Source organism: Sphingopyxis sp. OPL5, assembly GCF_003797775.2.
In the GTDB taxonomy this organism is placed as follows: Bacteria; Pseudomonadota; Alphaproteobacteria; order Sphingomonadales; family Sphingomonadaceae; genus Sphingopyxis.
Window position 1 is genome coordinate 908,512 of record NZ_CP060725.1, and the last position, 18,980, is coordinate 927,491.

The window sequence follows — 18,980 nt, forward strand, 5'->3', positions numbered from 1 at the left end:
CATGACCCTGCGCGCCGCCGTGCAAATGGACCCGATGGATGGCATCAACATCAATGGCGACAGCAGCTTTGCCCTGATGCTGAGCGCCCTAGAGCGCGGCTACACCGTCTATCATTACGACGTGCGCGGGCTGACGTGGGAGGCCGGGCGGCTGACCACCAAAGCGCACCGGGTGCTGGAGGCACAGCGCGAGGCCGGCGCGCATTACAAATTCGGCGAGGAAGTCACCCTCGACCTTGGCCGCGACATCGATGTCGTGCTGATGCGGCAGGACCCGCCCTTCGACCTCGGCTATCTCACCGGCACCTGGCTGCTCGAACGGATCAAAGGCGAGACTTTGGTCGTCAACGATCCCGCCGCGGTGCGCGACGCGCCGGAAAAGGTATTCGTGCTCGATTTTCCGCAGTTCATGCCGCCGACGATGGTCACGCGCAGCCTCGAGGCGACCAAGGATTTCCAGTCGCGTTACGGCGCCGTCGTGATCAAGCCGCTCCACGGCAATGGCGGCAAGGCGGTGTTCAAGATCGACGCCGACGGCAGCAACCTCGGCGCGCTCGTCGAACTGTTCGGACAGGTGTGGCCCGAACCCTTCATGGTCCAGCAATTCCTGCCCAGCGTCAGCCAGGGCGACAAGCGCATCGTGCTCGTCGACGGCGAGGTCGCGGGCGCGATCAACCGCAAGCCCGGCGAGGGCGAATTCCGTTCGAACCTCGCGGTCGGCGGCTATGCCGAGGCGGCGGAACTGACCCCGCGCGAGGCGGAAATCTGCGCCGCGCTCGGCCCGGCGCTCAAGGAACGCGGGCTGATCTTCGTCGGCATCGACGTGATCGGCGGCGAATGGCTGACCGAAATCAACGTCACCTCGCCCACCGGCATCGTCGCGATCGACCGTTTCAACAACAGCGACACGGCGGGCATGATCTGGGATGCGATCCTGCGGCGGATCGGCTGACCGCGGCGCGCGTTGACCCGCCATGACCGATTTCATTCTGAACCTGATCCAGGCCTGGGGCTATGTGGGGATCTTCATCCTCATGGTACTCGAAAATGTGTTCCCGCCGATCCCGTCCGAAGTGATCATGGGACTCGGCGGGATCGCGGTTTCGCAGGGCCGCTTCGATTTCTGGACCCTCGTCGCGGTCGCGGTCGCGGGGACGACCGCCGGCAATTGGGTCTGGTACGCGATCGGGCGCTGGATCGGTTATGAACGGCTCAAGCCCTTCATCGACCGCCACGGCCGCTGGCTGACGCTCGACTGGGCCGAGGTCGAGCGGCTGCACGGCTGGTTCGTGAAATATGGTCCCGCGATCGTCTTTTTCGCGCGCTTCATGCCCGTCGCGCGCACGATGGTGTCGCTGCCCGCGGGCATGGTGCGGATGAACCAGGCCAAATTCCTCGTCTGGACGGCCGCGGGGTCGACGATCTGGATCGCCGCGCTCGCGGGCGCGGGCCACTGGTTCGGCAAGCAGTTCGCCAATCTCGATGCCTTCGTCGGCCCGCTCGCGCTGGTCGCGATCGGGACGCTGGTGCTGATTTACGTGTGGCGGGTAGTGACGTGGAAGCCGAAGGCAAGCGAGGACGAAGCATAGAGTCCAACCCAACCCCGTTCGTGTCGAGCGAAGTCGAGACACGCGAAGGAAAGCGCCAGCACAACGTCTCTCGACTTCGCTCGAGACGAACGGAAAAGGGAATAGCGCCGCTCAAGCCCTAGGATGCGCATTCCGATAAATATCCAGCAGATGCGCCGCATCGACCGCCGTATAGACCTGCGTCGACGCCAGGCTCGCATGCCCCAGCAATTCCTGCAGGCTGCGCAGATCGGCCCCGCCCGCCAGCAGATGCGTCGCAAAACTGTGGCGCAGCGCGTGGGGCGTCGTCCGCTCGGGCAACCCCAGCGCGCGCCGTGCCGAGCGCACGCTCGCGCGCACCACGCCGGGCTGGAGGGGCCCGCCGCGTGCTCCGAGGAACAGCGGCGTTTCCTTCTCCATCGGCCAGGGGCAGGCGTCGGCATAGCGCGCCACCGCCTGCGCCACCGCCGGCAGGATCGGCACCACGCGCGTCTTGTTCCTTTTGCCCGTCACCCGCAGCACATCGCCGAGCGGCAGCACCGCGCCGGTCAGCGCCAGCGCCTCGCCGATGCGCAGCCCAGCGCCATAGAGCAGCAGCAGCAACGCAAAATCGCGCGCGCCGACCCAGCCCAGCCGCGCATTATCCTCGACGTCCTGCGCCAGTTGCAACGCCTCGGCGGGCGCAACGGGGCGCGGCAGCCCCTTTTTAACGCGCGGCCCGCGCAGCGCGGGCAAGGTCGCGCCCTCGCCCCCGACGAAACGCAGGAAACCTCGCAGCGCCGACAGTTCGCGCGCCGCCGACGCATTGCCCAGCCCCTCGGAACGCCGCGTCGCCAGATAGGCGCGCAGGTCGTTGGCGCTCGTCCGCCGCAGCATCGCGGCATCGACTTCGCCGCCATGATGCCCCGAGAGAAAGGCGGCAAAGCGCTCGGCGGTCGCGACATAGGCGCGCCGCGTATGCTCCGACCGGCGCCGTTCGTGCGCCAGATGGGCATCCCAGTCGCGGATGATGTCTGAAGCCAAAGACCGCCCTTCAAATCCCGTTTGTGTCGAGCGAAGTCGAGACACGTTGGCGCCATGCCGCGCGTCCCTCGACTTCGCTCGGGACGAACGGTGCGGGAAGGTTACTGAGTTTTCACCACCTCGGAAAGGATCGAGTCGAGCAGCAAGATCCCCTCGCCCGTCACCACCAGCCGGTCGCCCTCGGCGCGCATCAGCCCCAGGCCCGTCAGCCGCGCCACCGCCGCATCATCCACGAACGCCGCGCGCCCCAGCCCGCTCCGCGCCTCGACGCGCGCCAGATCGACACCCTCGCTCAGCCGCAGCCCCATCAGCATCGCCTCGGTCGCACGCTCTTGCGCGGGCAGGTCATTCTCGACCTTCAGCCCGTGCCCGTTGCGCTCCACCGCCGCGATGAAATTCTCGGGCTTCTTGTGCCGTTCGGTCGCCTGCGCCAGCCGCCGCCCATGCGCCCCAGGCCCGACACCCGCATAGTCGCCATAGCGCCAATAGGTCAGGTTATGCCGGCTCTCCTCGCCCGGCCGCGCATGGTTCGACACTTCGTAGCGCGGCAGCCCCGCCGCGCGCGTCATCGCCTGCGTCGTGTCGAACAGGTCTGCCGCGGCATCGCCGTCGGGAATGACGAGGTCGCCCTTCGCCACCAGCGTCGCAAAGCGCGTCCCCGGCTCGATCGTCAGTTGGTACAGCGACAAATGCCCTGTCCCGAACGCCAGCGCGTCGCCCAGTTCGCGTTCCCAGTCGGAAAGCGCCTGCCCCGGCCGCGCATAGATCAGGTCGAAACTCGCGCGGTCGAAATAAGTTTGCGCCGCCGCAATCGCCCGCCGCGCCTCATCGCCGCTATGCGCCCGCCCCAGAAATTCCAGCACTTTTGGATCGAAGCTCTGCACCCCGATCGACACGCGATTGACCCCCGCCGCCGCCAGATCGGCGAAAGCGGCAACTTCCACCGAATTGGGGTTCGCTTCGAGCGTGATCTCGCAATCGTCCGCCAGCCCCCACAGCGCCCCCGCCTCGGCAATCACCGCCGCCACCGTGGCGGGCGGCATCAAACTCGGCGTCCCGCCCCCAAAGAAGATCGACGACGCCGTCCGCCCCGGCAGCAACGCCGCCTCATGCCGCAAATCCGCCAGCAAAGCCGCGCGCCAGACCTCTTGGTCGACGCTGTCGCGCACATGGCTGTTGAAGTCGCAATAGGGGCATTTGCTGACGCAAAAAGGCCAATGGACATAGAGGGCGAGCGGTTCACTCCCCTCCCGCTTGCGGGAGGGGTCGGGGGAGAGCATGTCTCGTGGATCAGTGGTGGCCACAGGCCCTCCCCTAGCCCCTCCCGCAAGCGGGAGGGGAACTAAAACGCCCCCGCCACCAGCTTGGCAAAGGCATCGGCCCGATGGCTGATCTTGTGCTTCTCGGCCGGATCGATCTCAGCGAAAGTCAGTGTGTTACCGGCCGGAACGAAGACCGGGTCATAACCAAACCCCAGCTTGCCCCGCGGCGGCCAGGTCAGGCTGCCCTGCGCGGCACCTTCGTAAACATCGGCATGCCCGTCGGGCCACGCCAGCGCCAGCGTGCAAACGAAGCGCGCGCTGCGGTCGACGTCCGGCCCCTGCTCGGCGAGCAGCCCCTCGACCTTGCCCATCGCGAGGTACCAGTCGCGCCCCGGATTGCCCTCGAAGCGCTGCCGCTCGGCCCAGTCGGCGGTATAGACCCCCGGCCGCCCGCCAAGCGCCGCGACCTCGAGTCCGCTGTCGTCGGCGAGCGCGGGCAGCCCCGCCGCCGACGCGCTCGCATGCGCCTTCAGCAGCGCATTCTCGCGGAAGGTCGTCCCCGTCTCGTCGGGTTCGGGCAGCCCGAGGTCGCCCGCCGACACCGGCTCGATCCCGAACGGTTCGAGCAGCGCGCGAATCTCGCGCACCTTGCCCGCATTGTGGCTCGCGATGACGAGCTTGCCGGGGACGAGCTTGCGATTCACCTCAGCGCCCCGTCGCCTTGTCCTGCGCCGCAAAAATCTCGGCGCAACCGATACGCGCCAACCGCAGCAGACGCAGCAGGCCCTCTTCGTCATAGGTCGCACCCTCGGCGCTCGCCTGGACTTCGACGATCTGGCCGCGCCCGGTCAGCACGAAATTGCCGTCGGCCTCGGCGACCGAATCCTCGTCATAATCGAGGTCGAGCACCGGCGTGCCGTTGTAGATGCCGCACGAGATCGCGCCGACCTTGTCCTCGATCGGATCCTCGGCGATCGCACCCGACGCGAGCAGCTTGTCGACCGCGATCCGCAGCGCGACCCAGGCGCCCGAAATCGACGCGGTGCGCGTGCCGCCATCGGCCTGGATCACGTCGCAATCGATCACGATCTGGCGTTCGCCCAGCTTCTTGAAATCGACCACAGCGCGCAGACTGCGGCCGATCAGCCGCTGGATTTCCTGCGTCCGCCCCGACTGCTTGCCTTTCGCCGCCTCGCGGCTGCCACGCGTGTGCGTCGCGCGGGGCAGCATGCCATATTCGGCGGTGACCCAACCTTGCCCCTTGCCGCGCAGGAAGGGCGGCACCTTCTCATCGACGCTGGCGGTGACCAGCACCTTGGTGTTGCCGAAACTGACGAGGACGCTGCCCTCGGCATGGATGGTGAATTCGGTCTCGATGCCAATGGGACGCATCTGGTCGGGCGCGCGGCCGGAAGGGCGCATGGGGGATTCTCCTATGAATATGTGCGGGGGCGCTTAGCGGCGCGCGAAGGAGTTGACCAGAAAAAGCCGGTGCCAATCGAAATAGAAGAGTATAGCATCTCCAGCCATGCGAACCGGCGCGATCATGGCCGCTGTAACAGCTACGTTGATTGCAATCGGCGTGACTTTGGGAATCGCCTTGGTCGATGCCGATCCCAGACGTCTCGATGGGTTCGAAGAGATCGTCTACACCCGAAACGTCGAGCATGGCCAACCGCGAGCGCTCGGAACATGTCCGTTGGGACGCGACATTTTCGTGAAACGAACCGGCCATGTCGAGATCGTCTGGTATGTGCAGAATCCGGATAATCATGGCTGCACGATTGCCGCCATCTATGAGCCGGGGAAGGACGACAAAAAGATGTGGGAAGAACCCGTCATCGCCCGAACCAAATTTGTGCTGGGTCGGGCCAAACTTGAAAAAATGCTCGGCGAGCTGAGGAGTCTGCACTGGACGCCGCTCTGGAGCGACACTGGCATAGAAGATTCCGCGTCGGTCGGCTGCGAAGATCGCAATAGGAATTTTAGTGACGCATTGCCCAGTCGAGCTTTCGTTGCCGTCAAACCCGGCCCCAAGATCGTGAATCTGCGGGTGCGGGGTCCCGCAGCTCGTTACACAGCCACCACGCCTTGCATTGAAAGCGAACTGGAAAACGTTGCAACGCTCGACGCCGCCTTTGACCCCATTGCTCCTGCCTTACCGCGAAACTACAGACTTGATCCTAAGATCGACGCCCAACTCGCGCGCTGAACTTTACCCCGTCAACCGCATCCTGAAAAAATCGAGGATTTCGTCGCGCGCCTGCACCGTCGGCTGGCCGGCTTCGTCGATCAGGTGGATCGTCACCACGCTGTGCGGGTTCTTCATCGGGCTGTCGGGGTTCGCGGCTTCGTCGGGCAGCACCTTGCCGACGAAACGGTCGCCAAGCGCATCCGCATAGGCCGCGAAGCGCGCCGCCTTGCAATATTTGTCGCCCTCGAAGCGATAGGCGAGCACCGTCAGGTCCTCAGCCTCCATCCGCGCCTTCACCGCGGCGAGTTCGTCGGGGGCGATATGCATGCCCGCGGGATCGTTGAGCGGCAGCGACGGCTGCGCGAGCACCGGCGCCAGCACCGCGGGTTCGAGCATCATCGACAGCGCAAAATTGCCGGTGAAGCACATGCCGATCGCGCCGACACCCTTGCCGCCGCATTCCTGATGCGCCAGCGCCGCCAGCGCACGCAGCCATAACGTCGCGAGCGAGCTTTCATTGGCCTGAAAGGCGCGGAACTGGCGGCTGATGCACCCGCCGATCATAGTGAACACCGCGCCGGGCATGCGCGGCACTGCGCCGTCCTTGCCAAAGATATGCGGCATATAGACGGTGAAGCCCGCATCGCGGACCCAGCGCGCGAAGCGTGCGACATGCGGGCTGATGCCGGGCATTTCGGTCATCACGATCACCGCAGGGCCGCGGCCCATCGTATAGACGCGGTGCTTGCGGCCGAGCAGCGCGATGTCGCGATGGTCGAAATCGTCGAGCGGGTCGTCCTGGGTTAGCGGGCGTGCGGTCATGTGTTTCTCCCCCGGATGGGAGGCTAGGCAGAAGAATTGCCTTTTGCACCCCCTTTCGTCATCCCCGCACAGGCGGGGATGACGATCCTTGAGGAGCCGAGGTCCAGCTTTGTTGCGCTCGGCCTCCTGCATCCCTAAATCCTCCCCATGACCACGCCGCCGATCACCGAACTCACCACGCGCGCCCGCGACGTGTTCCGGATGGTCGTCGACGCCTATCTCGAAACCGGCCAGCCGGTCGGCTCGCGCACGCTGTCGAAGCTCGCCAGTCTCAACCTCTCCCCCGCCTCGATCCGCAACGTGATGCAGGATCTCGAGGAATATGGCCTGCTCGCCAGCCCGCACACCAGCGCCGGGCGCCTGCCCACCGAACAGGGGCTGCGCCTGTTCGTCGACGGCATGATGCAGGTCGCCGAACCATCGGCCGAGGACCGCGCCCAGATTGAGGCGTCCTTGTCCGACGCCGGCCCGATCGAAAGCGCGCTCGCGCAGGCGACCTCGGCGCTGTCGGGGCTGTCGGCGTGCGCCGGCCTCGTCCTCGTCCCCAAGCATGAGCGCGTGCTCAAACAGCTCGCCTTCGTGCCGCTGTCGGCGAGTCAGGCGCTCGTCGTGCTGGTCGCGGGCGACGGCGCGGTCGAGAATCGCGTCATCGATATTCCGCCTGGCCTCAATCCCTCGGCGCTCGTCGAGGCGGGCAATTATATCAGCGCGACCCTGTCGGGCCTCACCCTCGCCGAAGCGATGGTGCGCGTCCGCCGCGAGATGGAGGCCGAGCGCATCGCGATCGACCGCGCCGCGCAGGATCTGGTGTCGCGCGGGCTCGCGGTCTGGTCGTCGGACGGCGCCGACCGCCCGGTGCTGATCGTGCGCGGCCAGGCGAACCTGCTCGACGAGAGCGCGGTCGGCGACCTCGACCGGGTCCGCCAGTTGCTCGACGAACTCGAAACCAAGCAGGACATCGCGCAGTTGCTCGACAGCGCGCGCGAGGGCGCCGCGACCCGCATTTTCATCGGGTCGGAGAATAAATTATTCTCGCTTTCGGGCTCGTCCGTGATAGCGGCGCCCTATCGCGGATCGGACGGGCGCGTGGTCGGGGTTGTCGGCGTGATCGGTCCGACGCGCTTGAACTATGCCCGGATCGTTCCCATGGTGGATTTCACCGCTCAATCGCTCTCCAGACTGATACGATAGGTTTATGACAAATACTGAAAACGACACGCGCGCCGAAGACGCGCTGACCCCCGAAAATGTCGCGGCCGAGGCCGATGCGACGACGCCCACCACCGGCGAGAATGACGAAGTCGCGAAGCTCGCCGAACAGGTCGCGGCGCTGCAGCAGGATCTGCTCTATTCGCGCGCCGAGACGCAGAACGTCCGCCGCCGCGGCGAAAAGGAAGTCGCCGACGCGCACGCCTATGCCGCGACGAAATTCGCGCGCGATATCCTGTCGGTCGCCGACAATCTCGGCCGCGCGCTCGCGGCGCTCAGCGAGGAGCAGCGCGCCGACGAGGGGATCAAGCCGCTCGTCACCGGGCTCGAAGCGACCGAGCGTGAATTGCTCAGCGTCTTCGAACGCAACGGCATCACCCGCATCGCCGCGATCGGCCTGCCGCTCGACCCCAACCAGCACCAGGCGATGCTCGAAATCCCGAGCGATCAGACCCCCGGCACGATCGTGCAGGAAATGCAGGCGGGTTATATGATGAAAGACCGGCTGCTGCGCCCCGCGATGGTCGCGGTGGCAAAGGCGGGATAGCCCCTTCCCTCTCCCCTTGAGGGAGAGGGTTGCGCAGCCTTGGCGGCTCTGCCGCCTAGGCGAAGCTGGGTGAGGGGGTGCGCCCTATCGGCGGCAAAACGCCCTCACCCGCTGCAACTAGCGAATAAATTCGCAAGTTTCGCTGCCCTCTCCCTAGATGGGAGAGGGATTTAAGCCGCTTTCCGCATCTTCATCAGCTTCTTCAGCACCATCTCGCGCTTCAGCCGCGATAGATGGTCGATGAAGAGAATGCCTTCCAGATGATCATGCTCGTGCTGGATGCACGTCGCCATCAGCCCGGTCATGCGTTCGCTGTGAGGCTTGCCGTCGGCGTCCTGCCAGTCGACGGTGACCTCGGCAGGGCGCGTCACATCGGCATATTGCTCGGGGACCGACAGGCAGCCCTCCTGATAGACGCTATGCTCTTCGCTTTCCTCGGAGAAAACGGGGTTGATGAAGACGCGCGGGTCACGGATCAGGCGCTTGCCCTCCTCGTCCTCGGGATCGGGTTCCTGCAGGTCGATCACCAGGATGCGCTTGGGCACCCCGACCTGGATCGCGGCGAGCCCGATACCGGGGGCGTCGTACATCGTCTCGAACATGTCGGCGATCAGCGTCTTCAGCTCGGCGTCGAACGTCTCTACGGGCTTCGAAATGACGCGCAGCCGCGGATCGGGGGTCTCTATGATGGGGAGTAGGGCCATGGCGTGCAGGTATGGATGCGCGGGCGCGGGGTCAAGGGGGAGTCAATTCGCCCCGCACGCCGCCAGGTCGAGTTTGCCGCTTTTGACATCATAGGAACCATAGGCGATGCGGTACGCGCGATCATCGGTGTCGGCCAAACCGCGGGGATAATCGGCATAGCTCTTCCTGCCCTCGCCGAATTCCTCGAAATTGGCTTGCCGCAGATGGATTTCGATCTTCGTCCGGTCATAGCCGCTCCGGCGCGGCTCGCGGCCTTCCCTGATCGCGGCGTCGACTTCCTCCGCGAAATAGTCGGGATGATAGAGATATATCCGCTCCCAATCCGCGAGGCGCCCCACGCACGGCATCTGCGCCAGTTGCACCTCGATACGGTCCATTTCGGGCTCGGTCGGCTTGACCTCGCGCGCGGCGCAGGCGGAGAGGCCGAGAAAAAGCAGCAGGACGAGACGCGTCATTTCCGCCGCCGCTTCGCCTTGGTTGCGCTTTCGCTGTCTGCATATTCGGGCGGCAGCTTGTGCTTGCCCCAAATATCGAAATGACGATCATTCCTCACGGACTGCCGCCTCAGCGCAAGATAGTAGCGCCAGCCCGAAAAGCCGAACCAAAGCACCGACCAAAGCAGAACCGGGGACAACCGAATGAGCCGTTCCGAGAGCGTGTCGCCGCCGAACAAAAGAGCCGCAACCGCGACAGGCAGCAAAATAGGAGCCAAAAGGACATTATTGGTATCGCCGGACGAGCCGGCCACACCCCTGTCGACCCAAGCGCGAACGGCCAGATAGAGGGACCGAAGCATCACCCTCACCCGACCGGCCGCCGCGCCCTCAGCGCCTGCGCCAGCGTCCCCTCGTCGAGATAATCGAGCTCGCCGCCTACCGGCAGGCCATGCGCCAGCTGCGTCAGCCGCACCGGATAGCCCTCCAGCCGCTCGGCGAGATAATGGGCGGTCGTCTGGCCCTCCAGCGTCGCGTTCATCGCCAGCACCACCTCGTCGATCCCGCCCGCCGCGACGCGCGCGACCAGCGCATCGATGCTGAGGTCCTGCGGCCGCACCCCTTCCAGCGCCGACAGCCGCCCGCCAAGCACATGATATTTTCCCGGAAAAAGCCGCGACTTGTCGAGCGCCCACAGGTCCGAAACCTCCTCGACGACGCACAGGCTGCGCGCATCGCGGCGCGGGTCGGCGCAGATCGCGCACGGGTCCTGCGTGTCGACATTGCCGCAGATGGTGCAGGTAACGAGCCGCTCGGACACCGTCTGCAGCGCTGCGAGCAAGGGCGCGAAGCTGCTCTCGCGCTTCTTCATCAGGTGCAGCACCGCGCGCCGCGCCGAGCGCGGGCCGAGGCCCGGGAGCCGGGCGAGTTGCTGGACGAGGGCTTCGATTTCGGTGGACGCCATGGGGTGGTGGTAGTGAGGCTGCGGGGTCGGCGCAATATGCCCTCTCCCGTCGGGAGAGGGTTGCGAAGACTTGCGAACTCGTTCGCTAGGCGAAGCTGGGTGAGGGGCGGTGAGTTATCGACCGGGCGCATCGCCTCACCCAGCTCCAGCTAGGCAGCAAGCTGCCAAGCTTGCGCAACCCTCCTCCCGATGGGAGAGGGACTTGCGCCGCATCGCAACCTCATCCAAAGCCCGCACCCATGCGCATCGCCTTCATGGGAACGCCGCCCTTCGCGGTACCGACGCTCGCCGCGCTCCACGCCGCGGGGCATCAGATCGTCGCGGTCTACACCCAGCCCCGCCCCGCGCAGCGCGGCAAGAAGGTGCAGCAAAGCGCGGTCCACAACTGGGCCGAAGAACACGACCTGCCCGTCCGCACCCCCAAGAGCCTGAAAAGCCCCGAAGCGCAGGCCGAATTCGCCGCACTCGACCTCGATGTCGCGGTGGTCGCCGCTTACGGCCTGATCCTGCCGCAGGCGATCCTGAGCGCGCCGCGCGAGGGCTGCCTCAACGTCCATGGCTCGATCCTGCCGCGCTGGCGCGGCGCGGCGCCGGTGCAGCGCGCGATCCTGTCGGGCGACGGCGAGACCGGCGTGACGATCATGCAGATGGACGCAGGCCTCGACACCGGCGCGATGCGGCTCGTCGGGCGGACCGGGGTCGACGACAAGACCGCGGGCGAGCTGACCGACGAACTCGCCGCGATGGGCGCCGCGCTGATGGTGAAGGCGCTCAGCGATCTCCACGCCTTCCTCCCCGAAGCGCAGCCCGACGACGGTGTTACTTACGCGGCCAAGATCGACAAGAGCGAGGCTCGGCTGGATTTCCTGACGAGTGCGGTGCAGGTCGAGCGCCAGGTCCGCGCTTTCAACCCGATGCCGGGCGCCTTTTTCGAGCTCGATGGCGAGCGGTACAAGCTGCTCGCCGCCGAGGTCGTTCATCCCACCAATAGCATCGCGGGCGCCACCCCCGGCGTCACGACCGACGATGCGCTGACAATCGCCTGCAATCCCGGCGCGATCCGCGCCACCCGCGTCCAGCGCGCCGGCAAGCCCGCGATGGACGCCGCCGAACTGCTGCGCGGCCGCCCGATTCCCCAGGGCACGCGCCTCGCCTGATTTCCGTTCGTGTCGAGCGAAGTCGAGACACCTCGAAGGCGCGCGCGACCGATGAGCATCTCGACTTCGCTCGATGCGAACGGCTAAGGGGCGGCGATGACGCGCTTTGCCCTCACCATCGAATATGACGGCCGCCCCTATATGGGCTGGCAGCGGCAGGCGCATGGGCCGAGTGTCCAGCAAGCGATCGAGCAAGCCGTCACCAAGATTACCGGCGAGGACACCGCGGTGTTCAGCGCCGGGCGCACCGATGCGGGCGTGCATGCGATCGCGATGCGCGGCCATGTCGATATCGAAAAGCCGCTGCCGCCCTTCCGCCTGATGGAGGCGATCAACGCCCAGCTTCGCCCTGCCCCGATTGCGATCATCGGGTGCGAGGTGGCGGGCGACGACTGGCATTCGCGCTTCGCCTGCATCGGTCGTTCCTATGAATATCGCATCGTCAATCGCCGCGCGCCGCTGACGTGGGACAAGGGACTGGCCTGGCAATTCGCCCGGCCGCTCGACGCCGCGGCGATGCACGACGCGGCACAGTTGCTGATCGGACTGCACGACTTCACCACCTTCCGCTCGGCGCATTGCCAGTCGCAAAGCCCGGTGAAGACATTGGACAAGCTGACGGTCAGCCGCCACGGCGAGGAACTGATCATCGAAGCGGCGGCGCGCAGCTTCCTCCACCACCAGGTGCGCTCGATGGTCGGCTGCCTCGCGCTGGTCGGGTACGGGAAATGGTCGGCGCGTGATTTGCAGGCGGCGCTGGAGGCCGCGGATCGCAACGCGCTGGGGCTGAACGCGCCGCCCGACGGGCTGTATTTTGTCGGGGCGAAATATCCCTGAATCCCCCCTCCCATTTAGGGAGAGGGAGGAACCCGCGCCGCGCACCCGCTGCGACTAGCGAATAAATTCGCAAGTCTCGCTGCCCTCTCCCTAAATGGGAGAGGGGCAATGAAAAAGGGCGGCCCTTTCGGACCGCCCTTTCCTCTGTCTCATCGCGTCGAAGCGTGGCTTAGACCACCTTCTCCACATAATAGCGCGGCGCATTCTCGTTCAAAATCTCGAGGATCTTGGCCTGCGCGGTCTTTTCGTCGCTCTCTTCCATCGCGCCCAGTTCGCGGGCGAGGCGGCTCGAGGCGGCTTCGAAGATCTGGCGTTCCGAATAGCTCTGCTCGGGCTGGTCGTCGGCGCGGAACAGGTCGCGGGTCACTTCGGCGATCGACACCAGGTCGCCCGAATTGATCTTCGCTTCATATTCCTGCGCGCGGCGCGACCACATGGTGCGCTTGACCTTGGGCTTGGTGGTCAGAACCTGCAGCGCTTCCTTCAGCGTCTTGTCCGACGACAGCTTGCGCATGCCCACGCCCTCGGCCTTGTTGGTCGGGACGCGCAGGGTCATTTTTTCTTTTTCAAAGCGCAGGACATAGAGTTCGAGCTGCATGCCGGCGATTTCCGACCGCTGCAGTTCGATGACGCGCCCCACGCCATGCTTCGGATAAACGACATAGTCACCGACTTCGAAGAGGAGGGTGTTTGCGGACATGCAGTTTCCTTTCTGTGCCTTGTCGGGGACGGGGAAGCGGGTCAAAGCCGGTGCATCCTGCCCTCCTGCGAGGGGGATCGGAGCATTTCGGCGGCGCTAGCCAGTCAGAGTGACAAGGGATATGGCTCCATCGGAAACGCCGAACGTGCCCCAGCCCAGCGACGGGAAGAGACAGAATGTCGGCGTGTTGATATTTATTATAACAGAGTCGCAACAAAATTGCCACCCCTGCACGGAAATGCGTGGGTAGGCGCCTTGACGCCCCCGCACAGCCGTTTCAGGCTGGGACGAAATGACAGATAGGATGCCAATATGCAGGATCAAGTTTGGTGGGTTACCGGCGCGTCTTCGGGGATCGGTGCCGCACTGGCGCGCGCGCTGTCGGCGCGCGGCGCGCGGCTGATCCTGTCGGGGCGCAATGTCGCGGCACTCGAAGCCGTGGCGAAGGATTGCGGCCCCGGCACGATGATCCTGCCCTTCGAGGCGACGGATTACGCCGCGCTGCCGTTGATGGCCGAGGAAGCGTGGAACTGGTGCGGCCGGATCGACGGCCTCGTCAACAACGCCGGCATCTCACAGCGCAGCCTAGCGATCGAGACCGATTTTTCGGTGTATCAGAAGATCGTCGACGTCGACCTGCTCGCCCCCATTGCCCTCACCCAGCAACTGCTGCCGCGCATGGTCGCGGCGGGCGGTGGCAAGATCGTCGCGATTTCCAGCGTCGCGGGCATCGCCGGGGTGCCGCTGCGCAGCGCCTATTGCGCCGCCAAACATGGGCTGATCGGCTATCACGACAGCATCCGCGCCGAAAATGAACATCTCGGGCTGAGAGTGCTCGTCGTCGCTCCCGGATCGATCGCGACCAACGTCAGCCGCAACGCGCTCAACGCCGACGGCAGCGTGCGCGGCGAAAGTGACAAGGCGATCGACAATGGCCTGTCGCCCGATTTCGCCGCAGCCGAGATTATCGCCGCGGTCGATGCGGGCACGCGCGAGCTCGTCGTCGCCGAAGGTGCAGAAGCCGCGATCCCCGGCCTGCGCCGCAGCGATCCCGACGCGCTGTTCGACCGGATGAGCGCGATGGTCCAGGCGGGCTATGCCGCCCAAATGAAAGCGGGCCGCGAAGGATAATCCTCCGCGGCCCGCCTCGGGTTCACAGGTGCGGGATCAACCGCTGAATTTGGCGCCGGCGATCAGCGGATCGGCCGCCGGCTTTTTGCCGAAATCAGCATCCGATGGGACGTAGGCCGGATTGAAGCGCTCAAGCCAGTTCGACGTGCCACCAAGCCACTCGACGCGCTCTTCTTTGGTGAAATATATCCCATAATGTCCATTTTTTGGCTGTTCGATATATTCAAAATCGACACCTTGCTTCTTGCCGCTCCCTTTCAAACGCGACACAAGTGTGCGCGCTTGGGCGATCGGGACGCGCGGGTCGCGAACACCGTGCACGATAAGGATGGGCGCCCATTTGGTGTCGGTATTGCGCGCCGGTGATACTTCGATCAGCGAATTGGCGCCCTTGGCCAGATAATTGGCTCCGAATGACCCGAGATAGCCTTTGTCATAGTCACGCATCATCGGAAGGTCATAAACCCCCGCGCCAGCGATCGTGCAGCGCCAGCGGGCCGGGTCGCGCTGGGCGGCACGAGCGGAAGCATAGCCGCCATAGGACCAGCCCATCATGCACGCGCGTTTGGCATCGACAACGCCCTGCGCCGCAAGATAGTCGACGACATCGTTGAGGTCGTCTTGCATGCGGGTGCCGAAGCCATCTTGGCGACCCGATTTGACGAACTCGTTGCCGTAGCCGCCCGAGCCGCGATAATTGGGCTGCACAACGACATAACCCTGCTCGGCGATGGTCTGCGCCCACTGGTCGTAAGCAGCATAGTCGCGCACACCATATGGACCACCGTGCGTCAGAACAACGACCGGAAGGCTCTTCTGGCCCGCGCGCAGGCGCGGCGTCGTCAGGACGGCTTCGATCTCCAACCCGTCGCTCGCCTTGTATCGGATCGCCTTGACCGGATTCAGCTTACCGTCGCCCAGCGCATCGCTACGGTGGCCGATCAGCGCAAACTTTCCACTTTCGACGTCATAGAGATAATAGCTGCCGATCTGGTCGGGGCTAGCCATCGACACGACCAGCTTCTTGTCACCGTCGTCACTGCTAACGATGACGGCGTTGCCTTCCCCAAAATCCTCGGTCAGGAACTTCTGGATCGCAGCGAGTCTTTCGTCGGTGAATTTGCGGCGGGTGCGGTCGGTTGCGTAGGCATAGCCAACAATCCCGTCGCGATTCTCGTTCGGGATGGCCGTGCCGACATCATAGCCGGGCACCGAAAACAGCTTTTCGCCAATTTCCATCGTTGCCAGATTGGCCTTGTAGATCGCGCGATAACCCTCGTGGTTGCTCGATACGATCGCCATGTCGGGTTCGTTCAGAAATACGATCGGCTGGATGCCAGACCCCGTGAAATCCTTATCGATCACGCGCTGCACGGTACGGAAATTTTCACCCGGACCCGATCGATACAGATAGCGGCTTTCCCCGGTGTCGCGGTTAGAACCGAATCCCATTCGTACCACGCCCTTGCTGTCCGCTGCCCAGCCAAGAACGATCGGGTTGGTTCGCTGGACCGTTTCCAGCACCTTGCCGGTTGCGACATCGACCCAGTCGACCTGATAGCTGAACCGCTTCTCGGTATCGCCGTCGTCGATCTGCCGCGCGAGCAGGATGCGCTTCTTTTCCTTGTCGATATGCAAGATGTTCGATGCATCGGCCGTGGCCATGTCCCAAGCGAGCGGGTGCGTCTTGCCGGTTTGCGTATCATAGGCGGCGAGGCGGCCGATGTCGACGCGCTGCCCGAACTGCGAAATGAACTCTCGCGAAGCCAACTCAAGTATCAGATAGCGATCGTCGACCCACCGATAGCTAGTGACATCACGCTGCCCGGCCTCCTTGAAAGTCGAAGCGCGCGCGAAAATCTGAGGCTTCGAACCCGGCTTGGACAGGTCCAGGATCGCATAGCCGAATTCATTGCCGGCGCCGAGCGTCATGGCAATTTTCGTGCCCCCGGGCGACATCTGAAGATCGCTCATCAACGGCAGCGATGCCAGAACGTCGAGGCTAACCTTCTCGGGCACCGGCTTCCCGGGCGTATCCTGCGCCATGCCGACCGCCGGCCACGCCACTGCCGATGCCAGCAAGGCGGCGGCAAACATCTTCTTGATCATCATAATCTCCGTATTCATGCCCCGACGGAGAGCGCAACCCACTGGCATTTGGGCCGATTGCCCGCGCTTCCCTCTGCCACGCAGCCTAGAAAGCGCGCGCGGGGATGGCAACCGACATAAGTTGAAATTGAAACCAAAAAGCCCCGCCGGATCGCTCCGGCGGGGCCTCTTGTTTCACCCGCAGGCGGTGCGGCTTAAGCCGCGCCGTGCGCCAGCGCCGCGAGGAGCAGGATCGCCACGATATTGGTGATCTTGATCATCGGGTTGACCGCCGGACCTGCGGTATCCTTGTACGGATCGCCGACGGTGTCGCCGGTCACCGCGGCCTTGTGGGCCTCGCTGCCCTTGCCGCCGTGGTTGCCGTCTTCGATATATTTCTTGGCGTTGTCCCACGCGCCGCCACCCGAGGTCATCGAGATCGCGACGAACAGCCCGCCGACGATCACGCCGAGCAACAGCGCACCGAGCGCTTCGAGCGCCGCGGCCGGCCCCGCGACGCCGCGAATGACGAAATACACCACGATCGGCGCCAGCACCGGCAACAGCGACGGGATGATCATTTCCTTGATCGCCGCCTTGGTGACCAGGTCGACCGTGCGCGCATAGTCGGGCTTGCTCTCATAGGTCATGATGCCGGGGTTGTTCTTGAACTGCTCGCGAACATCCTTGACGACCTCGCCCGCCGCGCGGCCGACGGCGGTCATGCCGAACGCCCCGAAGAGGTACGGCAAGAGCGCACCGAGCAGCAGCCCGACGATGACATAGGGCGACGAGAGCGAGAAGGTCAGCGGCGCGTCGAGGCCGAGCTTCGCCGAATATTCGGTGATGTCGGCGGTATAGGTGCCGAACAGCACCAAGGCCGCAAGACCCGCAGACCCGATGGCATAGCCCTTGGTCACTGCCTTGGTCGTGTTGCCCACGGCGTCGAGCAGGTCGGTCTTTTCACGCACGCTGTCGTCGAGTCCCGCCATTTCGGCAATACCGCCGGCGTTGTCGGTGACCGGGCCATAGGCGTCGAGCGCGACAACCATGCCGGCGAGTGCCAGCATCGCGGTCGCCGCAAAGGCGATGCCGATGATGCCCGCGATCTGGAACGCGATGACGATGCCCGCGCAGATCACGAGCGTCGGCAACGCGGTCGATTCAAGGCTGATCGCCAGACCCTGGATGACGTTGGTGCCATGGCCCGTTTCCGAAGCCTTGGCGATCGACCGCACCGGGCGGTAATTGGTGCCCGTGTAATATTCGGTGATCCAGATGATCAGCCCGGTGATGACGAGGCCGAGCAGCGAACACAGGAACAGGTCGGTGCCGTTGAACGACTGACCCGTGACGACGGTCTTCATGTCGCCCTTCAGCACATAGCTCGTCGAGAACCAGATCGCCGGGACCGAGAGGATCGCGGTGACGAGGAAGCCCTTGTACATCGCCCCCATGACATTCTTGCCGCCACCGAGACGAACGAAATAGGTGCCGATGATCGAGGTGATGATGCACACGCCGCCCATCAGCAGCGGCAGGCTCATCAGCGGCAGCAGCTGGTCGCCCGCGCTCTTCAGGAGCAGCGCGATCAGCACCATGGTGGCGCCGACGGTGACAACATAGGTTTCGAACAGATCGGCGGCCATGCCGGCGCAGTCGCCGACATTGTCGCCGACGTTGTCGGCGATCACCGCGGGATTGCGCGGATCGTCCTCAGGAATTCCGGCCTCGACCTTGCCAACGAGGTCGGCGCCGACGTCGGCGGCCTTGGTAAAGATACCGCCGCCGAGACGCGCGAAGATCGAGATCAGCGAAGCGCCGAAGGCGAGCGCGACGAGCGCGTCGACGACGGTGCGATCGTCACCGCCGACGGTGTAGCCGCCGGGACCGATCAGATACCAGAAGAAGACCGAGATCGCGAGGAGCGCCAGGCCCGCCACGAGCATGCCGGTGATCGCGCCGGCGCGGAACGCCATGGTCAGGCCGGCCTGAAGACCCGTTTGCGCCGCGGCCGCGGTGCGGACGTTGGCCTTTACCGAGATGTTCATGCCGACGAAGCCGGCGACGCCCGACAGGATGGCGCCGATCAGGAAGCCCGTCGCCGAAACTTCGCCAAGGAACCACCAGACGAGGATGGCGACGACGACGCCGACGATGGCGATGGTGCGATATTGACGGCCCAGATAGGCCTTGGCGCCTTCCTGGATGGCGGCGGCGATTTCCTGCATCTTTTCATTACCCGCCGATGCGCTGAGCACCTGCCGCGAGGTAATGAATCCATAGAGTACGGCCACCAGGCCGCACGCTATCGCGATCATAACCGGATTCATGCGTGT

The 18,980-nt window shown here is 64.8% G+C and carries 20 protein-coding genes; 8 read left to right on the forward strand and 12 right to left on the reverse strand.

What is annotated here, in order from left to right; genetic code table 11:
- The first annotated feature begins 1 nt into the window (after position 1).
- Both gshB and EEB18_RS04425 read left to right on the forward strand, forming a co-directional pair.
- Entirely contained in the window at positions 2-952 is a 951-nt protein-coding gene (gene gshB / locus EEB18_RS04420; RefSeq protein WP_187142268.1) for a glutathione synthase, read from the forward strand.
- A gap of 22 nt (positions 953-974) precedes the next feature.
- Positions 975-1,589 carry a DedA family protein gene (locus tag EEB18_RS04425; protein WP_187142267.1) on the forward strand — a complete coding sequence of 205 codons (615 nt, stop codon included), beginning with the start codon at positions 975-977 and terminating at the stop codon, positions 1,587-1,589.
- Positions 1,590-1,700: 111 nt separating this feature from the next.
- On the opposite strand, the gene EEB18_RS04430 is transcribed toward EEB18_RS04425, so the two are convergent.
- The 4 genes from EEB18_RS04430 to rph all read right to left on the reverse strand — a co-directional run bounded on the left by EEB18_RS04430 (position 1,701) and on the right by rph (position 5,275).
- Entirely contained in the window at positions 1,701-2,591 is an 891-nt protein-coding gene (locus EEB18_RS04430) for a tyrosine recombinase XerC (protein WP_187142266.1), read from the reverse strand.
- A gap of 101 nt (positions 2,592-2,692) precedes the next feature.
- A complete protein-coding gene (gene hemW, locus EEB18_RS04435) occupies positions 2,693-3,871 on the reverse strand; it encodes a radical SAM family heme chaperone HemW (RefSeq protein WP_187669074.1) in 1,179 nt (392 codons plus the stop codon).
- A gap of 62 nt (positions 3,872-3,933) precedes the next feature.
- Positions 3,934-4,557 carry an RdgB/HAM1 family non-canonical purine NTP pyrophosphatase gene (gene rdgB, locus EEB18_RS04440; RefSeq protein ID WP_187142265.1) on the reverse strand — a complete coding sequence of 208 codons (624 nt, stop codon included), beginning with the start codon at positions 4,555-4,557 and terminating at the stop codon, positions 3,934-3,936.
- A gap of 1 nt (position 4,558) precedes the next feature.
- Positions 4,559-5,275, reverse strand: coding sequence for a ribonuclease PH (gene rph, locus EEB18_RS04445; RefSeq protein ID WP_056349161.1), 717 nt, complete (start codon positions 5,273-5,275; stop codon positions 4,559-4,561).
- 106 nt (positions 5,276-5,381) lie between these two features.
- Here rph and EEB18_RS04450 point away from each other — a divergent pair, with 106 nt between their 5' ends.
- Positions 5,382-6,065 (forward strand): hypothetical protein, encoded by a 684-nt coding sequence (locus tag EEB18_RS04450; protein WP_187142264.1) that lies wholly within the window; start codon positions 5,382-5,384, stop codon positions 6,063-6,065.
- A gap of 3 nt (positions 6,066-6,068) precedes the next feature.
- Here the strand turns inward: EEB18_RS04450 and EEB18_RS04455 are convergent, their stop codons facing one another.
- Positions 6,069-6,869, reverse strand: coding sequence for a dienelactone hydrolase family protein (locus EEB18_RS04455; protein ID WP_187142263.1), 801 nt, complete (start codon positions 6,867-6,869; stop codon positions 6,069-6,071).
- A 147-nt stretch (positions 6,870-7,016) separates the two neighbouring features.
- Between EEB18_RS04455 and hrcA the strand changes: the two genes are divergently transcribed.
- Positions 7,017-8,060: a heat-inducible transcriptional repressor HrcA gene (hrcA, locus tag EEB18_RS04460; RefSeq protein ID WP_187142262.1), complete on the forward strand. Its 1,044-nt coding sequence runs from the start codon at positions 7,017-7,019 to the stop codon at positions 8,058-8,060.
- Positions 8,061-8,064: 4 nt separating this feature from the next.
- Positions 8,065-8,625: a nucleotide exchange factor GrpE gene (gene grpE / locus EEB18_RS04465; RefSeq protein ID WP_187142261.1), complete on the forward strand. Its 561-nt coding sequence runs from the start codon at positions 8,065-8,067 to the stop codon at positions 8,623-8,625.
- A 170-nt stretch (positions 8,626-8,795) separates the two neighbouring features.
- Here grpE and def read toward each other — a convergent pair whose 3' ends face one another.
- From def to recR, 4 genes are read right to left on the reverse strand one after another with little or no spacing between them, the layout of a single operon-like run.
- Positions 8,796-9,329 (reverse strand): peptide deformylase, encoded by a 534-nt coding sequence (def, locus tag EEB18_RS04470; RefSeq protein WP_056349146.1) that lies wholly within the window; start codon positions 9,327-9,329, stop codon positions 8,796-8,798.
- Positions 9,330-9,371: 42 nt separating this feature from the next.
- Entirely contained in the window at positions 9,372-9,785 is a 414-nt protein-coding gene (locus tag EEB18_RS04475; RefSeq protein WP_187142260.1) for a hypothetical protein, read from the reverse strand.
- Positions 9,782-10,126: a hypothetical protein gene (locus tag EEB18_RS04480; protein ID WP_156377739.1), complete on the reverse strand. Its 345-nt coding sequence runs from the start codon at positions 10,124-10,126 to the stop codon at positions 9,782-9,784. The genes EEB18_RS04475 and EEB18_RS04480 overlap by 4 nt, the downstream gene beginning before the upstream one ends.
- A gap of 5 nt (positions 10,127-10,131) precedes the next feature.
- A complete protein-coding gene (gene recR, locus EEB18_RS04485; protein WP_187142259.1) occupies positions 10,132-10,728 on the reverse strand; it encodes a recombination mediator RecR in 597 nt (198 codons plus the stop codon).
- A gap of 239 nt (positions 10,729-10,967) precedes the next feature.
- Here recR and fmt point away from each other — a divergent pair, with 239 nt between their 5' ends.
- A complete protein-coding gene (gene fmt / locus EEB18_RS04490) occupies positions 10,968-11,885 on the forward strand; it encodes a methionyl-tRNA formyltransferase (protein ID WP_187669075.1) in 918 nt (305 codons plus the stop codon).
- Positions 11,886-11,981: 96 nt separating this feature from the next.
- Complete coding sequence (gene truA / locus EEB18_RS04495; RefSeq protein WP_187142317.1) at positions 11,982-12,722, forward strand: tRNA pseudouridine(38-40) synthase TruA; 741 nt, start codon at positions 11,982-11,984, stop codon at positions 12,720-12,722.
- 169 nt (positions 12,723-12,891) lie between these two features.
- Here truA and EEB18_RS04500 read toward each other — a convergent pair whose 3' ends face one another.
- Positions 12,892-13,422, reverse strand: coding sequence for a CarD family transcriptional regulator (locus tag EEB18_RS04500; protein ID WP_056349127.1), 531 nt, complete (start codon positions 13,420-13,422; stop codon positions 12,892-12,894).
- Positions 13,423-13,734: 312 nt separating this feature from the next.
- Here EEB18_RS04500 and EEB18_RS04505 point away from each other — a divergent pair, with 312 nt between their 5' ends.
- Entirely contained in the window at positions 13,735-14,553 is an 819-nt protein-coding gene (locus tag EEB18_RS04505; protein WP_187142318.1) for an SDR family NAD(P)-dependent oxidoreductase, read from the forward strand.
- Positions 14,554-14,589: 36 nt separating this feature from the next.
- Here EEB18_RS04505 and EEB18_RS04510 read toward each other — a convergent pair whose 3' ends face one another.
- Together EEB18_RS04510 and EEB18_RS04515 are read right to left on the reverse strand one after the other, a co-directional pair.
- A complete protein-coding gene (locus EEB18_RS04510; RefSeq protein ID WP_187142319.1) occupies positions 14,590-16,662 on the reverse strand; it encodes an alpha/beta hydrolase family protein in 2,073 nt (690 codons plus the stop codon).
- A 194-nt stretch (positions 16,663-16,856) separates the two neighbouring features.
- On the reverse strand, positions 16,857-18,974 hold the full coding sequence (locus tag EEB18_RS04515; protein ID WP_187142320.1) for a sodium-translocating pyrophosphatase: 2,118 nt from the start codon (positions 18,972-18,974) through the stop codon (positions 16,857-16,859).
- Positions 18,975-18,980 lie beyond the last annotated feature (6 nt).

Coding starts and splice junctions, on each gene's coding strand:
- gshB (WP_187142268.1), top strand. CDS start 2: ATGACCCTGCGCGCCGCCGTGCAAATGGACCCGATGGATGGCATCAAC.
- EEB18_RS04425 (WP_187142267.1), top strand. CDS start 975: ATGACCGATTTCATTCTGAACCTGATCCAGGCCTGGGGCTATGTGGGG.
- hemW (WP_187669074.1), bottom strand. CDS start 3,871: ATGCTCTCCCCCGACCCCTCCCGCAAGCGGGAGGGGAGTGAACCGCTC.
- rph (WP_056349161.1), bottom strand. CDS start 5,275: ATGCGCCCTTCCGGCCGCGCGCCCGACCAGATGCGTCCCATTGGCATC.
- EEB18_RS04450 (WP_187142264.1), top strand. CDS start 5,382: ATGCGAACCGGCGCGATCATGGCCGCTGTAACAGCTACGTTGATTGCA.
- EEB18_RS04455 (WP_187142263.1), bottom strand. CDS start 6,869: ATGACCGCACGCCCGCTAACCCAGGACGACCCGCTCGACGATTTCGAC.
- hrcA (WP_187142262.1), top strand. CDS start 7,017: ATGACCACGCCGCCGATCACCGAACTCACCACGCGCGCCCGCGACGTG.
- grpE (WP_187142261.1), top strand. CDS start 8,065: ATGACAAATACTGAAAACGACACGCGCGCCGAAGACGCGCTGACCCCC.
- def (WP_056349146.1), bottom strand. CDS start 9,329: ATGGCCCTACTCCCCATCATAGAGACCCCCGATCCGCGGCTGCGCGTC.
- EEB18_RS04475 (WP_187142260.1), bottom strand. CDS start 9,785: ATGACGCGTCTCGTCCTGCTGCTTTTTCTCGGCCTCTCCGCCTGCGCC.
- EEB18_RS04480 (WP_156377739.1), bottom strand. CDS start 10,126: ATGCTTCGGTCCCTCTATCTGGCCGTTCGCGCTTGGGTCGACAGGGGT.
- recR (WP_187142259.1), bottom strand. CDS start 10,728: ATGGCGTCCACCGAAATCGAAGCCCTCGTCCAGCAACTCGCCCGGCTC.
- fmt (WP_187669075.1), top strand. CDS start 10,968: ATGCGCATCGCCTTCATGGGAACGCCGCCCTTCGCGGTACCGACGCTC.
- truA (WP_187142317.1), top strand. CDS start 11,982: ATGACGCGCTTTGCCCTCACCATCGAATATGACGGCCGCCCCTATATG.
- EEB18_RS04500 (WP_056349127.1), bottom strand. CDS start 13,422: ATGTCCGCAAACACCCTCCTCTTCGAAGTCGGTGACTATGTCGTTTAT.
- EEB18_RS04505 (WP_187142318.1), top strand. CDS start 13,735: ATGCAGGATCAAGTTTGGTGGGTTACCGGCGCGTCTTCGGGGATCGGT.
- EEB18_RS04510 (WP_187142319.1), bottom strand. CDS start 16,662: ATGATCAAGAAGATGTTTGCCGCCGCCTTGCTGGCATCGGCAGTGGCG.
- EEB18_RS04515 (WP_187142320.1), bottom strand. CDS start 18,974: ATGAATCCGGTTATGATCGCGATAGCGTGCGGCCTGGTGGCCGTACTC.